Source organism: Prevotella dentalis DSM 3688 (assembly GCF_000242335.1).
Taxonomy (GTDB): Bacteria; Bacteroidota; Bacteroidia; order Bacteroidales; family Bacteroidaceae; genus Prevotella; species Prevotella seregens.
Window position 1 is genome coordinate 1,692,836 of record NC_019960.1, and the last position, 16,946, is coordinate 1,709,781.

A 16,946-nucleotide genomic window follows, 5' to 3' on the forward strand; every position below is an offset into this window, starting at 1 on the left:
TCAATGTTTTTCTATTAAGGTAAGTGTCTGTTTGTTGCGTTTGTAATCTTTTGAAACGGTGTCAACAATGAAAGTCTTTGGTTCATTTTGAAGACCGTCTATTATTTTATTCTGCAATGTTGTGTATATATAAATATCATTGCGAAGTGATAAGTTCAGTTTGATTGAAGGTTTATGATATTGTTTGTAAATCCTATATACATTCCACCATTCTTGCCTAAGCGTTCCATCACTTTTAACAGTCTTTCCGTCATCATTGTATTCCTCACCGACAACTTCTGCTGACAATGCCTTGTTATAAGTTTTGTCAACGAATTTGTATTTGTCACCTTCCTTTGTTGCAACACAACTGTAATTTGGTTTCTTGTTGTCCCAAGTGTTGATTTTATAACTTATGTCATCCAATTCCTATGTATAATCAGAATCAATGTCCATTGTGTATTTGGTATCAGTGTCTTGATCGTTTGAAAAGGTTGAATCACCAATGAATGCTGTCAGTTTGAAGTTTTTGAGAAAAACCACTGAATGTTTGTAGTACTGCCCCTTTTGTTTATCTGATTTAGTGCTTTTATAAGTAGGGTCAAATGGTTTGTACACGGTCAGTTTTGGTTGTCCGCTTATTGAATGTTCACTTGGTGTTTTGATGACATATCCCTTTTTGTCCGTTCCAATCCTCCAACTTACAGTATTGAGAAAATTATTGTCTTTAAACATTGTTTGGTCAGCCCTTCTTTTGTCATCGTTTTCCTCAAAGGCCATATAAGGCAGCTTGAAGGTTGTGCTTGTTGTCGTCCATTCGTCACCGTTCCAATATTGTCCACCCCATTCCAATTTGCAAAGAAGGTAAGTCTGACCTGCATTTATTGCATATCTGCCCTCGCTTATGTCAACTTCACCTTGTGGTATTGGATATGGGTCATCATTAAAATAGTGGAAATTATAACTGCCGCTTATGATAAGATAGGCATTCTTGCCACCAAACAATGCGCTTGAATCAGACATTGTTGTTTCAAAAAATGGGTATGATTCGATATTGTTATTGGAAAGGGATCCATTGGGATTGAGCAACATTATATATTCTTCAAAATTGAAATTGCTCAATTCATTCACTTGCAGCCAAGTGTCCAAACTTATTCCTTGATGCAGAATGGGGTCAAAATAATTGGCTTTGAATACCCTGTTCAATTCCTTGACTGAAAATCTTGCCAACGTTGCGCCATACATTGATTTTGTGTCTGTAAAATTCAATGAAGACACACTGTTTGTTATGTCATTTCCCGTGCGGTCATACTTGTAGAATTTATAGTTCGGGCTATTATAGTATTTCAATGCAACAAGATTGAATGCGCCATATTTGTGTTTTTGTGGATGCCATATCCTGTCTATCAGCACTTCCATTTTGTCATTGCCGCTTGCAATGACTTCACCATACATTCCGTTTTCTGTGTTTTCAGCACTTTGCAATGTCGGATCGCTGTCCTTGACAATATTGACCGCTTTGTCAAAAGGATCAGGCAACACCTTGTCATAATCATAAAGTTCAGATTTGATTGTCACCTTGTTGTACACGTCACTCAAAGATATTGTGCTGCCGTTTGCTGAATAATCAGTTGACTGTATTGTCTTTGAATTTGACAATGTGACTTTTGAACCTGTCGAATTGCCGTCAACGGCATATTTCCAATATGTGTTGTTGCCACTCTTGATTGCATCATAGTCCAAGAAATAAACGCTGTCTTTTTCTGCAACGGCAGTCAAACCAAGGTATTGGCATATTTCTTCCAATACTTCCTGACAAGTCCAAGCCACGTCATCATCAGTCTCATCTTTTTCTTTCTTGTCAAAGAAATTGCTTTCACTTATGTATATACCTTCCAAGATGCAAGAATCTGATTTGGCGGTCAATTGTGTGTTGTCACTCACATAAAAGTATTTATAGGCATTTGTCTTTGACAAAATTTTATTGATGATATACCAAAAGGATCTTACTTGCTTGTCAGATTGCTTATACTTGTAATACTGCAACGTTGAAAGGGCATCAATACATTCAACCTGTATGTTTTCAATGGATTTTTCAAAACCCATATCATATAGGTTTGGAGTGGCATACCCCGTCCATTCCAAATCATTGCCATTGCCATTGTACAATTCAACCTTTGTTCCTTGTGCCGAAGGGCTGTACAAGTCAAAATTATAGTCAGGCGTTACAATTTCAACCGTTGCAGTCTGATACTTTGCCGACTTGTAAAGTATGCCATCATCAGATGAATCCATTTCAGTGACAAATGGTGTACCGCTTAGGGTTATTTCCTTTGCCTAAGCGGTATTGCCGTTTGTTGTTATCACAACCCTATACAGTTCGTCACTTTTGTTTTCCCTAAAATAACCTTTGTAAATCATCTTGCTTTGCCCATTTTTTTATTGAAATTGTTAAGAACGCCCTGCAATGTGCTGCCTTCAATTTTGAATTTGACTTCTCCGCCATTGTATGTGTTTGCATCCCCATTCAGCATTTTAAACAGTTTCTTTTGTTGGGAACCGTTCAATATCATCTCACCTGCGTTCACTTTCGCTGTAAGGAAATCACCATTGCTACTGCCACCGCCAATAATACCACCTTCAGCATAAGAGCCCACACTCTTCATTGTTGATATTATGGCTGTCAATTGTGCAATGCCCGTTGCGGCAAATGCAAACCAACCAATCGGCCCCAATGCTGCCGCTCTTTCCGATGCGATGGCATAAGAATTGACCATTGTTGCAATTGCCTGTGCCATTGTCCCTGCGACATTCAATTCAGGCATTTCAAAACCATCACCGATACTTGAAAGTGAACTGCCAAACGAACTTAATTCATCGCTTATGCTTGACAACTTGTCTTTAAAGGCTTTATCGTCAAGATTGATTTTTATTGGTTCCAACCCCAACCCTTTTAGTTTTTGGTTGATTTCCTCTATATCAGCAATGGCAGTCGCTTTGTCTATGATTTTTAAGTCATAAAGTTTTTGAATGTCATTGATGGCTGATTCCGCATTCTGACGGCTCTTGTACTTGTCTTGTTGGTCAGAACTAAACTTAAATTCCTTTATGGTGGTGGTGTCCAATATATTGTCAAGTTGCCCTTGCAAATTGCTCTTCTTGATTACAAGTTCTGCCCTTAATTTTATGTTGGAAGTTGAATTTATCTCACTTTCAATCTTGCTTATTTGGTCTCTCAATTCGTTGATTGAACCTACTTCAAACTTGGTTTGGTTGGCAACATCAAATGCTTGCTTGTAGTTCTCTGCCATTTCTTTTGTGGCGGTACCGTTCTTCAAATTCTCCTCATAAATTCTTTTTAATATTTCAGCCCTTTTTTGATAATATTCATTTGTTTCAACCATACCGTCGGCATACTCTTGGTTTAGTTTGTTCATTGATTCATTTGAATCAATCAATATCTTGTCGGCCTTTATCTGTTGTTCCTTTGACTTGTAAGAATTTGCCTCTTGCCTTGACAACCTGCCTTCATTTGCCTTTACTTCATAATATTGCCTTTCAGCGGCCAATATTGCTTCTTGCCTTTCTTGTGCCGTGTACAATCCTGCATTGTATTTGTTTTGAATTTGAATCAAACCCTGTTTGTATTGCTTTTCAGCTTTGTTCAATCTGTCGGCACTTGTTTCAGACTTGATTTTTGATTTGCCGCCCTTAATTGTTTTTTTATTCTTTGTGGCAATTGTTCTGACAGGTTTGTCTTTAGTGGGGTTGTCAGTTTTCTTTGTGCTTGCCTTGGTGTCTTCCTTTCCAAATTTTCTTAACCAATCAACCGCTGTTTTTACTTTGTCAATCAAATTTTCAACCCATTTAATGACAGTCTTGATGCTTTTAACCACTGTTTGAAATGCAGTCGTTTGGCTCATCTTGTTGTACCAATTTTTAATTGTCGGAATCATCGCACCTGCAATTGTATCGACTCCAATAGTGATAAACCTTGTTAGCAATTCAAGTGCACCTACAACAATCTTGATTATAAATGCAATTGAAGCAATGGCTTTTTTTAATATAGTAATTGTACCCCCAACAACAAGCATAACAGCTTGGTTGTTTTTCAATGCCTCAATTAAGTGATAAATCGGATCCAATATGTCTGTCACCGCCTTGACACACTCCTTCCACAAAGGCAAAAATGATTCACCAATTATTGAAGTGATATTTGTCCAAGAATTGGACAATTCCGCTTCAGCTGTGCCCAAGCTGTTGTTTGCAATGTTTGATTGTTTTAGCGCGTTGGAATTGTCAAATATCTTTTTTGTGTTTTCATCAATTGCAGCTGACATACTTGCAACATACCTTGCAACGTTGATGGTCTTGGCACCAAAAACATCAGAAACATCCTTGCCTTCATCCATTTTGGATTTAAGGTTATTCAGTGCTTCTGAAGCACCGACAATTGATGGTTTCAACTTATCACTTCCTTTTGCTTCCAACAAGGAAAGCACTTGCAGGTATTTCTGTGCAGCCGTTTCTGAACTACCATATTTTGGTGTCAAGGTTTCAATTGCAGCCGCCAACTATTCAAATAACACTTTTGATTCAGCCGCCCTACCCGCATTGTTTATCATTGCATCCGCAAACTCATTATAAGACACCATTCCATTTGCGTGCGCGTTGGATATTGCATTAATTATGTTTGGAATGTCAGATGTACCCTTGTCAAATGCAGTGACCATCAACCTTACTTTCTGACCAACGTTTGAAGCATCTTCACCGACATATTCCATCATAGTGCCGAGTGAATCCAATTGCCTAACATATTCGGCAACGCCACTTGCTTTCAAATCCTCATTGTTGGCCCTTGCCATCTGAAGGATTGCTGTTTGGTTGGATCCAATGCCTTTGGCACTGCCTGAAATGCCGCTTTCCGCGCTTAATTGGTGTGCCTGATCCATCATTGACGAAACAACGTTCTAATCAAACTGTGTTTTCATCTATGAAAAAGCCCCACCAAATTCCCTTGCTGACTTTGCACATTCTTCCAATCCTTTTGACAAAGCACCGATTGAAATTGCAGCAGCACCAATGGGAAATGCCATTTTGCCAATTCCGCCTAAAATTCCTTCGACAGTGGACAAGCCGCCTGAAAGACTCCCAAGGCCGCCCATTCCTGACTTGAATTGACCAAATGCTTCCTTTAGTTTTCCAAGATTGGACAAACCTTCCTTTGTGTCAACATCAACCTTGGTGTCTATCTTCTCACCTTTTAATTTCCTTAATTCATATTTGAGCTTTTTTAATTCCTATTTGGTTTCATCTATCTAATTCTTGAACTATGTGTTTTCAAGCATAATTCTTGTTGTAAAGTCAGTTGCCATCAGTTGGTTTTTTTATTTAGATTATCTTCAATTTCCTTGGCCCTTCTCCTAAGTTCCTCCATTTGTTCCTTGCTTGCAGTTTCCTTTTCATCAGTGTCTTCTTCTTCCCAATAGAACGGCATAAGGTCATTTGGAGTTTCTATCTTGCTCCCAAGCATCTTGCTTACAACAAATGATGTCAGCCTGTTTGCCTCCCATACATCCTTATAAGCATAATGTTGGTAATCCAAAACTGCCTTTACTTCATACCATTCCATTTCATCCAATATGTACTTTGGAGGGTATTTCAACCTTAGTGCCAATATGGCATATATCTCACTTACAGTCAGTCTTTTTTTTTGCCATTGTCTTTCTCGCCAACCTTGTCAAACATCTGTTGTTTTGTTGCCACGTCTGCTGTAATTTGGGAAAGATTGTTCAATATGTCAGGATTTTCATCCAATGCCTTTAAAAAGTCTTGCCAAGTCAATGTGCAATCAGGATTGCAGGCAAGAATCATCGAATAAAGGAATATGTAATTGTCAGTGACAGTTTTCACTTGAAAAGGTTTGTCCGTCAATTGTTCAAACACAAACAAGGCCCTTATGGTGTATTTCAGCACATAGTCAACTCCATTGATTCTAATAACGTTTTTGTTTTCCATTGTATAAAATATTAATCTAAAAAACCTTTGTACCCTTGTAATAAATTATTCAGGCACAAAGGTTTCAAATTATTTTAATTAAAAACTGCCAACATTAATGTCCTACCGCTGTCTTGGTAAGGGGCCCAACGCCTGTGAACTTGACGCTGAATGTTGCATATTCGCCATTTGGCGCGTTCAATTCCAAAGAAGAAATACAGGCACTTCCACTATATTTTGGACTTGTTCCTGCTGTCCATCCTGTGGCTGCCACGTCATCAGCCGTTTCAGCCTTAACCGCAAAAACCATATCCACAGGTTTCATAGAAACCATTGCATCGAAAAGAGCGTCATAAGTCATACCTGCATTGCCTGTGGCACTGAAAAGGTTTTCCGATGAACCCTCCCAAGATAGTGAACTTAGTTCAGATGATGCCCATTTTCCACCACCTTCGTCCTTGTTGCTAGTGTCCTGACTCTCGCCGCTTATCGAAAGAGTGTGGCTTGTTGCCAACGCTATTGACTTTCCGCCAATAAACATCATAAGGTCCCCGCCTTTTATCTTCTTATTTGCATTACTTGCCATTTTTGTTTAATTTTTTTATTTATTAATTTAATTGAATCTTAAAATACAGTTGTTGTATGAATGTGTCGTCCATCACCTTTTCATCCCCGTCCACCAATTGAATGTCATCTATGTCAATTGTTCCGAATTTTCCATTTTTTCCTTCAATTGACGCTCTCACATAGTTGGCTATTTCAATTCCTTCGGGGTATCTTTCAGTTGCTATTTGAACATTCACATATATTTGTTCCCCTGTATTGTCTTTGGTTGATTCAGGCACCATTTGGTATCTGCTATAAACAATGAAAGGAAACGTTGTCGTTGAGTCTGCTATCAGTGGGTATATCTTCTTTCCCACTTTCTTTACAATATCACTGTTTGCAACCAATAAAGCATTTATGGCTTTGCCAATGTTTAAACTGTCTGACATCATTTGTTGTGCTTTTGTTTTATTTTATTGATGGTTTGCCTTAGTATTTTGTTCATACTGTCAAATACTTCTTTTTCCTTTGCCGTCCTTGCCTTTGCAAAGAAATGTGTTGGTTTTATTCTTCCTCTTTTGTATGTTTTACTTTTTATAGGGTCTTTTTTTATTTTTTCAGCATCCCATTTCTTATTGTTGGCTTTTGCCTCTTTTTTTCCGATGTATCTTTCTTTGGTGCCCTTTTCAAAAAACTTCAGCCTAAAATCACCCATAATGTGGACAATTGATGTCAGCACACCGTTTTCCTTTGTTGTCTTATTTATTACTCCACTTTGCAAGGATTTGCCATATTTAGGATTTTTAACATAGCTGTTCCTAACCGATTGTGAAAGATTTTTCTTAGTTTCTTTTTTAAGGATGTTGCCCGCTTTTCTAAGCGCACTTCTTCTTGCCTTCTCCATTTCCTTGCCGTCAAGATCATTGAACAAATCAACCAATTTCTTGTCATACAACTATGCGTCAATTTCCATCATTCATTTATTTTTTCCGCTACAATTTTCAATAATTGCTTTTGTTTGTCAGGCTCTATTGACAATATCCTCCATTTATGGCCATCCCATACAATCCTATCCGTTTCCTTTATTTGATGGTAAATTCTTGTTGTGAAGATTCTATCATAATTGAATACTATTTCACCGTTTTCATTTGCCCTGCCACCGTTCTGATATTGCACGTCAGCCCTTGTTCTAATTATAACCTGCCAATCCAAATCGTTAGCACCAAAACCATCCTGTTTGATTTCAGCCCTTTCAATTTCCATTACTTCTGTCAACCTGCCTGCATTCATTTCACTTCAAAATTTCTGTTCAGATTAATTAAATACTTGAAAGTGTAAGGCACTTCACTGATTGTGCCATAAGTTGTTGCCTCCCTGTTGGTATAAAGGTTGCCAATTAGAAGCAAAATGGATTGTTTGACAGATGGTGGCAGTGAACCACCATCTGACATTTTGCTTAGAACAATGCCAACATTCTTTTCAACTGCATCTTCTGCAACCTGAACAAGCGAGCTGATATAAACATCATCATCCTTGAAGGATTCATCAATGTTCAAATGTTTCTTTGCTTCTTCTAATGTTATATACATTGTTCAAAAAACTTACCTGTAATTATTCAAATCACTTAATCACCTTCTTGGCAAAGGCAGCAGTCCTGCGTGGCTTTGCGTCAAAGTAGGCATTGATAACAAGCCTTATCTTTCCGTTTGCAGCTTGGGTGTATGGATCAACTGTCAAATCGATGCCGCCCCATTGACCAATAACATAATCTGCAAAATTGCCGAGAACCATACCATTGGAAGTGCAAGAAGAAGTGCAATAAACCTTGATGCCATCAATCTCATCATCATCCATAAGATAGCCTTGCACACCCGTGTTCTTTAATGTGGTCTTCAAAACAGACTTTGTATTGGGTGCAACAACAAAAGAAAGATTACCCGTTACATTTGCAGTTTCAAGTGATTCTTCCATATCAACAATACCCTTGTAGTTAATTGGGGCAGAATCCGCTGAAACGCCGTTGAAAAGTCCTTCAGGTTTCTTAGCACTACCTGTTTCAGAACCAAGGATTGTGGCTTCCAATTTATTGGAGATTGCCCTAACAATGTCGTTCTTCAACATTTCCTCCGCTGATACTGAATCTTGAATAAGGAACTGTTTTGAAATGTCAAGATAAGCTGTCAGTCTCTTTGGCTCCAAATTAACCTCACCAAAAGTACCTACACCATCAGCGGCTGCATCAACTTCACCTGCCCATCCAACGTTTGAACCACTGTAAACAGGAATTGAGACATTCCCAACAAGACCACTCATATAGGTAGCACCTGCTTGTGCCATCACCAAATTGGCCCTAAGTGGCTCCAATACATTAAGTTTGTCTTCAGACACAATTTCTTGGCCTTTTGTTGCAGCACCTGCCAAAATTTCGCCTCTTTCCTCAACGGGCAATACAATTTGGCCGCTGTAAGATTGGCCCGCCTTTCTCATTTCGGCAATACCTGCTTCTATCACTTCCTTGCTTCTTTCGTCAAGATTTCTATTGTTGGCAACATCATTAATTGTCTTCAATAAAGAAAATTTTTCCATATTTCTTTCTTGTTTGATATTTTTGTAATTTTTATTTTTTAAAGCCTCTTGAAGATTTCTGATTTCTTCCTCACAGTCTGCAATCTCCTGACAGATTTGTGTGTACTCATTCTCTTCTTCTTTCGTCAACTTCCTATCCTCTTTTCTTCCATTTTGGAGAATGGCATTTGCCCTTATGGCAAGTTGTTCCCTTTTGTCGGTTAGTTCCAAAGTATCAGCCATTTAATTTATCTTTTAGTTCCTGATAATAAATATCAAGTAATTTTGATTTATTCAATTCTTTCTCCTTTAATTCTTCCAAGCCCCTTGTGTTTACACTCGTTGCACTGTAAGCAGGATGATAAACGGGCGACACATCATAGATTTCCTTGAATTTTAAGATTCTTCTAAGATATGTGCCGTCATTCCTTTTCTCCCACTTGTCTTCACCTATTGCAAAGGCAAAACTTGAACTGTCAATGTCGCCCCTTTTAAGCCCTTCCAAAAGTTCGTCACCCAACGCGGTGTTCGGTGCGTCAAAAGAGTATTTCAACCCCTTTTCGTCAACATACAAGGCAAGGCTGCCTTGTTTTTTCCTCCATCTTGCCAACACTCCCCTTTCCTCATTGTGGTTCAAAAGGCAAAGCACGTCTGATTTTTCAAGCACGCCATCCAAGGCGTTTTTGTCAATGGTTTCAACAAATCCACCAAGATCATTTGATTCCGAATCAAAAACCAAGGCATAACCCTCGACGCTTCTTTCAGTTGTCGGTGCTATCATTGGTTCAAAATTGTTGTTTCTTATCTCTTTCATATTAAGTTGTTTGGTTGCTATCCTTTTCTTCTTCCGTTGTTTTATTTACTGCATTGTCCAATGTCTGCACGTTCACTTGAACAAAAGTCCTGTCACCGTCTTCAATCATCGGCAAATCCAATTCCCGTCTTATCTCGTTCGGCGATATTGCACCTATCTGAAAAAGTGTGTTGTAATAGTTGGCCAAAGATTGCTTATCAGCCCTTAGAAGGGCACTTGTGTCAAATCTCACATCAATGCTGTCCTTCTCGCTTGGTTTGAACAATTTTCTTTCAAACTCTTCCTCAAACTTTTCAAGCAATGGCTGTAATGTGTCTGTGAGGAATGCAAGCTGCATTTGTTCAATGGTGTTGTAACTACTTTTTGATAAATCAAATGCTTTCACGGGTGAAACACCAAAGAACCTGCAAATGTCAATCACGTTGTATTGTCTTGATTCCAACAACTGTGCATCCGCAGGATTTACTGTAACTGATTGGAAATCAAGATCGGCATCAAGAATGGCCACGCCATTGGGTTCACCGTTTTGCCCGAATGCTTGATTCCAACTTTCTTTCAGATGCCTTTTCTTGTCAGGTGACAAAGAAGTATTTGCCTTCAGTATTCCTGCCAGATTTGCACCTCCTTTAAAAAAGGATTGCGCATTTGTTTCTGAATCAAGTGCAAGCCCCAATGTATTTTTTGCATATCTCAATGTACTGATTCCTTCAATACCGTCAACCGTGTAATTCAGTATATGAACCATATTGCAGGCTTCAACGGTTTCATTGAAACCGACAACAGTGTAACTTACCTGCCCACCCAATTTTGTTGGCTTGTTGATTGTCACCAAAGCACTTGGAATGTAGTGGAGTGCCACACAATTGCCTTTGTTATCCCTTTCGATGTAGGCAAAGGCATTTCCGCTTAAAAGCATTTGGGACATCATCAAATGGATGAATGTGAACCTGCTCATATTCTTGTTGGGTTCTTTGTTCAAGACCCTGTAAGTTGAATGTTTTGTGAACTTCATCTTGTAACCGTTGGAATCAACCTTGTATGGTTCCAAAGGGAGCTGTGCGGCACTGTCAGCAATGACATTCACACACCTGTAAACGGCGGAAAGCAACATTGCCTTGCTGTCACTGTAAGCGGTTGAGACGTTGTAAGACAGGTAATCGCCAAACGCGCTTCTCTCTTCAATCGGTTCCTTCATTTTCTTATTTTTGTTCCAAAAAAAATTCATAAAAAAAATAATTGTATTTATATTATAAATATTTCCGAATTGTCAAAAGGATTGTTCAGGTAGCCACCCAAGGACATTATCATTGCAATGACACCATCAATCTTTTTCATCTGCAACCGTTTGACGGGCTTGACGTTGCCGTTCCAATCTTCTTTCAGTTCAACGTTTCTAAAGCACCATCTTGTGATTTCATTGTTGTCAATCACAACCTTTCCACTCAACAGCAGCCTTTCCAATTCTTTTGTAGGTTGGTTGAAGTTTCCGATTGTCTGACTGTATTCCTGCAACGGCAGACCTTGTTCAACCGCAGCAATGGCCCACTGCGTGGCGTTCCACTTGTCATAATTTACACATTGAATCTGTATGGTTTCAAAGACCTTCAGCATATCCTTGGTAATATAGTCATAGTCAGTCACATTTCCTGCCGTTATTGTCAAATCGCCACTGCGTTTCCACTTTTTGTAAAGTTCAGAATTTACATTGTTCTAAAGGCAACTTTCAGGCAAATAGTATTTGACCTTGAAATGATATTTGTCATTGTTCTTCACCAAATAACTCACAGCTGTAAGGTCGCTTGTCGCTGACAGGTCAACGCCAACATAGCAAATATTATCCTTGAACTTGGTTATATCGACATTTGAAGTACTGTTAAGTATTGTTGTGTTCGACAGCCATACATCAGCGGAATCACACCACATATTCAACGTTTTGGTCTTAACGCCCACCTCTTCACTTGGGTTGTTTTTTGCTGACTGTACTTGCTCACTGATAAATTTTCTTGAAACTGTCACATCAAGATTTGGAGTGCATTTAAACCAATTATTTTCATCTGTCCAATCGTCCTTGTCATCCATACTGTATATTGCAACAAAAAGACTGTCATCTGTTTTTGCATTCTCCAATATTTCAATTGATGTACTTCTTAATTGATAACAGGGTTTTGACTTGTCAAAACCTGCTGTTGTAATAGTACATAGGTGAGGGTTTTCTCGCATACCCATCGATGACTTGATTACATCCCTTACCTTGCTGTTGGCGGCACTGTGATACTCGTCCACCAAACCAAAGCTCGCGTTGAAACCGTCAAGTTTGGATGCGTCAGCTGCAAATACCTTTAACTTTGATTTTGTTGGTAGAAAATCAATTCCCTTTAGTTTGCTTGTAAGGTATTTTTGTTTTGAATCTATCTGTTTGGCAAATTGAAAGCAAAATTCAAATGCGATTGTGGCTTGTTCTCGCGAATTTGCCGCCAAGTCAACTTCTCCGCCATCCTCACCGTCTGCAATCAGGTAATAAAGGCACAATGCCGCGGCCAATGCAGTCTTGCCGTTTTTCCTGCTAACTTCAATGTATGAATTGGCAAACCTTCTTGTGTTGGTTTCCTTCCAATACCATCCTACAATGTTGGCCACTATGAACTGTTGCCAATCTTGAAGTTCAAAATGTCTGCCACTATACCTTCCTTTAAAATGCTTGAAGATTCCAATGAACCTTATCGCCCTGTCAACAACGTCTTCATTGAAATATATGTCCTTTCGCTAAAGGTCTTTCTTGAACCTTTCACAGGCCAATTTAATGTATCTGCCTGTTGTTGTCTTGTTGCTCAACACGTCATCAACATATTGGTAATAACCTTTCATTATCTCAATTCCTTGCTTTCCTTGACAAATGTCTCCAATGGTGACAATTCATCTTCTGAATCAAGCATATTCATTTTCTGTCTGTCTCTTGGTGTCAAACCAAACTTTTCCATCAGTTTGATGCACTGAACTTCAGCATCATTGGCTATTTTAATGGCAGGGTTTGGAATGTCATTCCCCCTGCTGCCCTTGCTTGTCAGTCCTTTTTCGCTTATTGCCTTGTTTGCGTCAAGAAACAAGCTGTAATTGACGGCAAGCATATTTAGTGCCGCATCATCTATTTTGTCAAGTTGGTTGTTTTCTTTCAAATGGTCATACACCCTTTTGATAAATTCCCTTGATTCATCGTTTATTTTTGTGATTAGTTTCAATTTCATTGTTTTTTCCTTTCAACCGATAGTTTATTTAACTCATCTTGGTAATCAATGTACAATTGGCTGTCTTCCAAATTCCAAATACTTGCCAAATGTGCTATCCCCTAAGCATTGACCAAGGTTTCAGCCATCATTCGGATCAGGGCCTCTTCCCTTAGTGAATTTTCTTTAATGAACTCTTCCATAATTTTACTTTCTGTTAAGTTACCCCATTAGGATTCAAACCCAAACTTGGAAGTTTAGAATTTCCCGTGCTAATCAGTTACACCATAGGGCATTATTTAACTATAAATAGGTTTTACAAAAGAAAAAATTACTTTTTTGGAGGATTTTTCTTTAAAAAGTCTTCCAAATCAAACCCATTCGTTCTTTTGTTGCCCTTGTGCAATTCAGCGTGGTGCTTTCTACAAATACTCATCAGGTTGGATTCGTCAAATGCTTTTTCAAACTTGGCATCTCCCTAATAGTTGGTGAAACTGTCCTTGTGGTGGACATCTTCAGCCCCCTTGACAATTCCCAAAGCAAGACAAATTTCACACAAGGGATGTTTCATTATGTAGTTGTTCCTTAACTTTTTCCAAGTCTTGGACTGATAAATTTCATCCCTGTTGATTTTCTGTTGTGGCTTGGGATGCTTCTACTTTTCTGCTTTTTTCAAAAATGGCATAATTCTCAAATGTTTTTCTCTCTAAAATGTTATCTGTGGGGATTTGTTTCCACCCTCGCCTTGGGATTGCCCATCCAATCGGTTTAAAGGCCTTGAATCGCTTGGAAATGCCCTTAGATTGTATTTTACACTGCAACGCGGTATGCCGAGTTTAGGATTTTTACCACAACCTTCTCCTTCGCGTCATTGATTGCCAAAAAAGCAATCCGAAGTTCCACGTCATCAATCTCTCCATTTTTGAACAATTTTCGGTAGTGGTCTTTCATCTCTTTTTCCCTGTCATACAAATCCGACATACACTTGGAGTGATTCAACACACAACACTCTTTGATGACAGTGTGGCCAAATTTGTAGTATCTTGCATTCGGGCCGTTTTCATCTTCGGTTGAAGTGTTGTTTGTTTCCTTGTCTTTGTCAAGACTTTGTTCAGAAATTGCGTTTAAGGGCATTTCCTTTGCCTCCAAGGCGTTTTCTCTGTCCGTGTGGGCAACTGTTAGGGTGACTTCATTTGAAGGGTTTAAATCAAAAATTTCATTGGTTGAAGAATTATTTTCATTTTGGTTTGTTCCTTCCACTTGGAATGTGGTTCTTTCTTCAGTTGGATTGTTGTCAGTCTTTTCACTTGAAGGGTTTTCTTGCATTGAAGTGTTTTGTTCTTCTGTGCTTTTGTCCTCTTTACCGAAAATCGAATCCAAGGCCAATTCCGTTTCCAAGTCAAATTCATCCGTTGGGTTCTCTTCTTCTGTATGGACACTCGCCAAGGTTGGATTGTTTGTTTGTTCTTCCATTGAAGTTTTGGAAAAAGGAATGCCATTTGCTTCTGTTGAAGGTTTTTCCTCGGTTGAAGTGTTGTTTTCAGTTGAAGGATTGTTTTGCTTGAGCGATTCAATTTCGCATTGAAGGGATTTCACACACTTTGCGGCATTGTCAAGCCTTCTGTTCAACCTTGCATTCTCTTGTTTCAGTTCCTCAATCTGCTGTTTGAAGTTTTCTTGCATTGAAGTGATCGTTTCCATCAGTGTGGAAATTTCAACGGAAGGGTTTTCTTTTTCAGGTAAGTTACTCATAGTAAAAGATCCTTTTTCTTTTAAAATAATTATTAATAAATTTAATATAATATCAATTTTTTCTATTATTTTATTTATATTATTATTTTTATCTTTTTCTTTATCTTCTTCTAATTCTTTATCTTCTTCTATATCTTTATCTTGGCTAAAGTTTTTACTAAAATCTTTAGTGTATTTCTTTAGTGTATCGTTTAACTCGTTGATTTCCAAATTATTAGAAAGGCTAAAGTTTTGATAGGCTAAAGTTTTTGTTTTACTAAAATCTTTAGTGTATTTCTTTAGTGTATCGTTTAGTATATTGTACTTTGATGGATGATGTTTCTTGCCGCTTAACCTTACTATCAACCCTTTTTCAATCAGTTTGTTTGCATTACCAATAATTGTAGGTTCTGACAATTTCAAGACATTCATCAAATACTTGTTTTCAACATAGAAGAATCCATTTTCATCTTTCTTGTCAATGCCATTTATGTACATCAACGTTGCAAGAAGGTTCTTTTGATTTTTGGGCAAATCAATCCCCATTGGCAAAATGTCATTCACCAATTCTTCAGTCATTTCAGTTAATCCAAATCTGTTTTCCATTTTAAGTATGTTTAAATTATATTATTTTTAATGTTTTGGAAAAAAGTTGGGAGTATATAAAACATACTCTCAAACTATACTCCCAACAAAAGGTTAAATTAAAATGTATCTAACCAAAAGACATAGCTTGCAATCAACGCCTTTCATATAATAAATATATTTTATTTTCAAAAAAACAAGATATTTGAAAAAATATTTTATAAAAAATATAACAAGAGTAGGAATTGAAAAACCAATTCAACAACCCTTGTTATATAAAACAAATAACAATAAAATAAATTTAATAATTTGTATTAATAAATTATATCAAATATAAATATAACCTCAAAACAAAAAAAGTTGGTAATGTTTCTATCACCAACTTTTTTATTATTAACTTAATATCATCATCAATGTTTCCATTATCTTTTGATAATCTTCAACATTTTCATCATTCTTTGCAATCAACTGTTTAAGAATCACAATGGATTCTACAATTGATTTTCTAATGACTGCTTCTTTGAAATCTTCTTTCATAATTAAAAAAATTAATAATATTTTTGATAATTCAATTATATAGAAATTGAATTGGAATTCAAAATTATCTGTGTTAAAAAGTTAAAAATATTTTTTGAAAAAACAGCTTTTCTTCAACCGCACAAATATTTATATATATAAAGCAAAAACAAAAATGAAAAACTTTGAAACTATAAAAAAACTAATAAAAAAAATACATTACCCAACGGGCGGAACGACCGTGGATTACCAATCAATAGAAATTGGCAAAAAAACTAATCAACACAAAACAAATGATTAAAATGAAAATAAACAAAATCAAACGGTATATCAATGTATTCACTGATAAATTCAGGATTAATTATGTTTCACTATACCTATTCACATTTTCAATCCTCAAATTAACGGGTATCATCAAATGTAGTTGGCTGTTTTTATTGTTGGCACTTTTATTTTAAAAATAATATAATTAAATTCTACAAATGAAATGGACGAATATGAATTGGCAGAATTAAAGGGAAGGGAAATAGTCGAAGAGCTGTTGGTTCAAACAGGAATAACGCTTATCAACTACACAACAGAGCGAAGAGCCAAAAATGATGGATTTTTCATTAACAAAAATAGAGAGTTGATTGGTTTTGAAGTTAAAAACAGGAGTGCGGAGATAAACAAATATTATAATACCTTTTATCTTGAAAAAACAAAATATGACTATATGGACCTTTTAAACAAAGGAATAACCCAAGACAATATTTATATAAATATTTTTGATGACGTGGTATATATTTTTAGCTTTAATGTCATCAAGAAAAAAATTGAAAAAGGTGAGTTAAGTATTGTGAACGTTCTATTACCAAGGGGAAACGTGGAACATAGAGAAGAATATAAATATAAAGAGTGTTATGCACTGCCAAAGGAATGGGGACATAAGTATTTAAAGAAAGACAAATGGATTAAAATCAATTGAATCAAATAAGAGCAACCTTAAAGAT

The 16,946-nt window shown here is 37.1% G+C and carries 20 protein-coding genes and 1 pseudogene; 2 read left to right on the plus strand and 19 right to left on the minus strand.

Translation table 11 applies throughout. From position 1 onward, the window contains the following. The 19 genes and pseudogenes from PREDE_RS06640 to PREDE_RS13860 all read right to left on the minus strand — a co-directional run bounded on the left by PREDE_RS06640 (position 1) and on the right by PREDE_RS13860 (position 15,975). On the minus strand, positions 1-405 hold the full coding sequence (locus PREDE_RS06640) for a hypothetical protein (protein ID WP_005845261.1): 405 nt from the start codon (positions 403-405) through the stop codon (positions 1-3). Positions 406-408: 3 nt separating this feature from the next. Further along, a complete protein-coding gene (locus tag PREDE_RS06645; RefSeq protein ID WP_005845263.1) occupies positions 409-2,274 on the minus strand; it encodes a hypothetical protein in 1,866 nt (621 codons plus the stop codon). A 122-nt stretch (positions 2,275-2,396) separates the two neighbouring features. Continuing rightward, positions 2,397-4,532, minus strand: a complete 2,136-nt coding sequence (locus tag PREDE_RS06650; RefSeq protein WP_154648448.1) for a coiled-coil domain-containing protein — start codon at positions 4,530-4,532, stop codon at positions 2,397-2,399. 21 nt (positions 4,533-4,553) lie between these two features. Then, positions 4,554-4,934 carry a hypothetical protein gene (locus PREDE_RS06655; RefSeq protein WP_005845267.1) on the minus strand — a complete coding sequence of 127 codons (381 nt, stop codon included), beginning with the start codon at positions 4,932-4,934 and terminating at the stop codon, positions 4,554-4,556. Positions 4,935-4,970: 36 nt separating this feature from the next. Next, positions 4,971-5,195: a hypothetical protein gene (locus PREDE_RS13855; RefSeq protein WP_154648449.1), complete on the minus strand. Its 225-nt coding sequence runs from the start codon at positions 5,193-5,195 to the stop codon at positions 4,971-4,973. 158 nt (positions 5,196-5,353) lie between these two features. Beyond that, on the minus strand, positions 5,354-5,644 hold the full coding sequence (locus tag PREDE_RS06665; protein WP_154648450.1) for a hypothetical protein: 291 nt from the start codon (positions 5,642-5,644) through the stop codon (positions 5,354-5,356). Between the two features lie 35 nt (positions 5,645-5,679). Then, on the minus strand, positions 5,680-5,997 hold the full coding sequence (locus PREDE_RS06670; RefSeq protein WP_005845270.1) for a hypothetical protein: 318 nt from the start codon (positions 5,995-5,997) through the stop codon (positions 5,680-5,682). A 94-nt stretch (positions 5,998-6,091) separates the two neighbouring features. Further along, on the minus strand, positions 6,092-6,562 hold the full coding sequence (locus PREDE_RS06675; protein ID WP_005845272.1) for a phage tail tube protein: 471 nt from the start codon (positions 6,560-6,562) through the stop codon (positions 6,092-6,094). A 22-nt stretch (positions 6,563-6,584) separates the two neighbouring features. Then, positions 6,585-6,974, minus strand: a complete 390-nt coding sequence (gene gp17, locus PREDE_RS06680) for a tail completion protein gp17 (protein WP_005845274.1) — start codon at positions 6,972-6,974, stop codon at positions 6,585-6,587. Next, positions 6,971-7,426, minus strand: a complete 456-nt coding sequence (locus tag PREDE_RS06685) for a hypothetical protein (RefSeq protein WP_235777492.1) — start codon at positions 7,424-7,426, stop codon at positions 6,971-6,973. The genes gp17 and PREDE_RS06685 overlap by 4 nt, the downstream gene beginning before the upstream one ends. A gap of 68 nt (positions 7,427-7,494) precedes the next feature. After that, positions 7,495-7,785: a phage head completion protein gene (locus PREDE_RS06690; protein WP_235777493.1), complete on the minus strand. Its 291-nt coding sequence runs from the start codon at positions 7,783-7,785 to the stop codon at positions 7,495-7,497. 23 nt (positions 7,786-7,808) lie between these two features. Continuing rightward, on the minus strand, positions 7,809-8,111 hold the full coding sequence (locus PREDE_RS06695; RefSeq protein WP_005845280.1) for a head-tail connector protein: 303 nt from the start codon (positions 8,109-8,111) through the stop codon (positions 7,809-7,811). Between the two features lie 31 nt (positions 8,112-8,142). Further along, positions 8,143-9,330 carry a phage major capsid protein gene (locus PREDE_RS06700; RefSeq protein WP_005845282.1) on the minus strand — a complete coding sequence of 396 codons (1,188 nt, stop codon included), beginning with the start codon at positions 9,328-9,330 and terminating at the stop codon, positions 8,143-8,145. Further along, complete coding sequence (locus PREDE_RS06705) at positions 9,323-9,901, minus strand: HK97 family phage prohead protease (protein WP_005845285.1); 579 nt, start codon at positions 9,899-9,901, stop codon at positions 9,323-9,325. Before PREDE_RS06705 ends, PREDE_RS06700 begins: the two co-directional genes overlap by 8 nt. A gap of 1 nt (position 9,902) precedes the next feature. Then, positions 9,903-11,126 carry a phage portal protein gene (locus PREDE_RS06710; protein ID WP_005845287.1) on the minus strand — a complete coding sequence of 408 codons (1,224 nt, stop codon included), beginning with the start codon at positions 11,124-11,126 and terminating at the stop codon, positions 9,903-9,905. 17 nt (positions 11,127-11,143) lie between these two features. Continuing rightward, positions 11,144-12,655, minus strand: a pseudogene (locus PREDE_RS06715) (terminase large subunit). A gap of 110 nt (positions 12,656-12,765) precedes the next feature. Further along, positions 12,766-13,143 (minus strand): phage terminase small subunit P27 family, encoded by a 378-nt coding sequence (locus PREDE_RS06720; RefSeq protein ID WP_005845290.1) that lies wholly within the window; start codon positions 13,141-13,143, stop codon positions 12,766-12,768. A 789-nt stretch (positions 13,144-13,932) separates the two neighbouring features. Further along, positions 13,933-15,459: a hypothetical protein gene (locus tag PREDE_RS06730; RefSeq protein ID WP_005845292.1), complete on the minus strand. Its 1,527-nt coding sequence runs from the start codon at positions 15,457-15,459 to the stop codon at positions 13,933-13,935. Between the two features lie 372 nt (positions 15,460-15,831). Further along, positions 15,832-15,975 (minus strand): hypothetical protein, encoded by a 144-nt coding sequence (locus PREDE_RS13860; protein WP_155801336.1) that lies wholly within the window; start codon positions 15,973-15,975, stop codon positions 15,832-15,834. Between the two features lie 154 nt (positions 15,976-16,129). On the opposite strand from PREDE_RS13860, the gene PREDE_RS14360 reads away from it, so the two are divergent. Further along, a complete protein-coding gene (locus PREDE_RS14360; protein ID WP_262498668.1) occupies positions 16,130-16,255 on the plus strand; it encodes a hypothetical protein in 126 nt (41 codons plus the stop codon). Positions 16,256-16,441: 186 nt separating this feature from the next. Beyond that, a complete protein-coding gene (locus tag PREDE_RS06735; RefSeq protein WP_015298581.1) occupies positions 16,442-16,921 on the plus strand; it encodes a Rossmann-fold NAD(P)-binding domain-containing protein in 480 nt (159 codons plus the stop codon). The last annotated feature ends 25 nt before the right edge of the window (positions 16,922-16,946 follow it).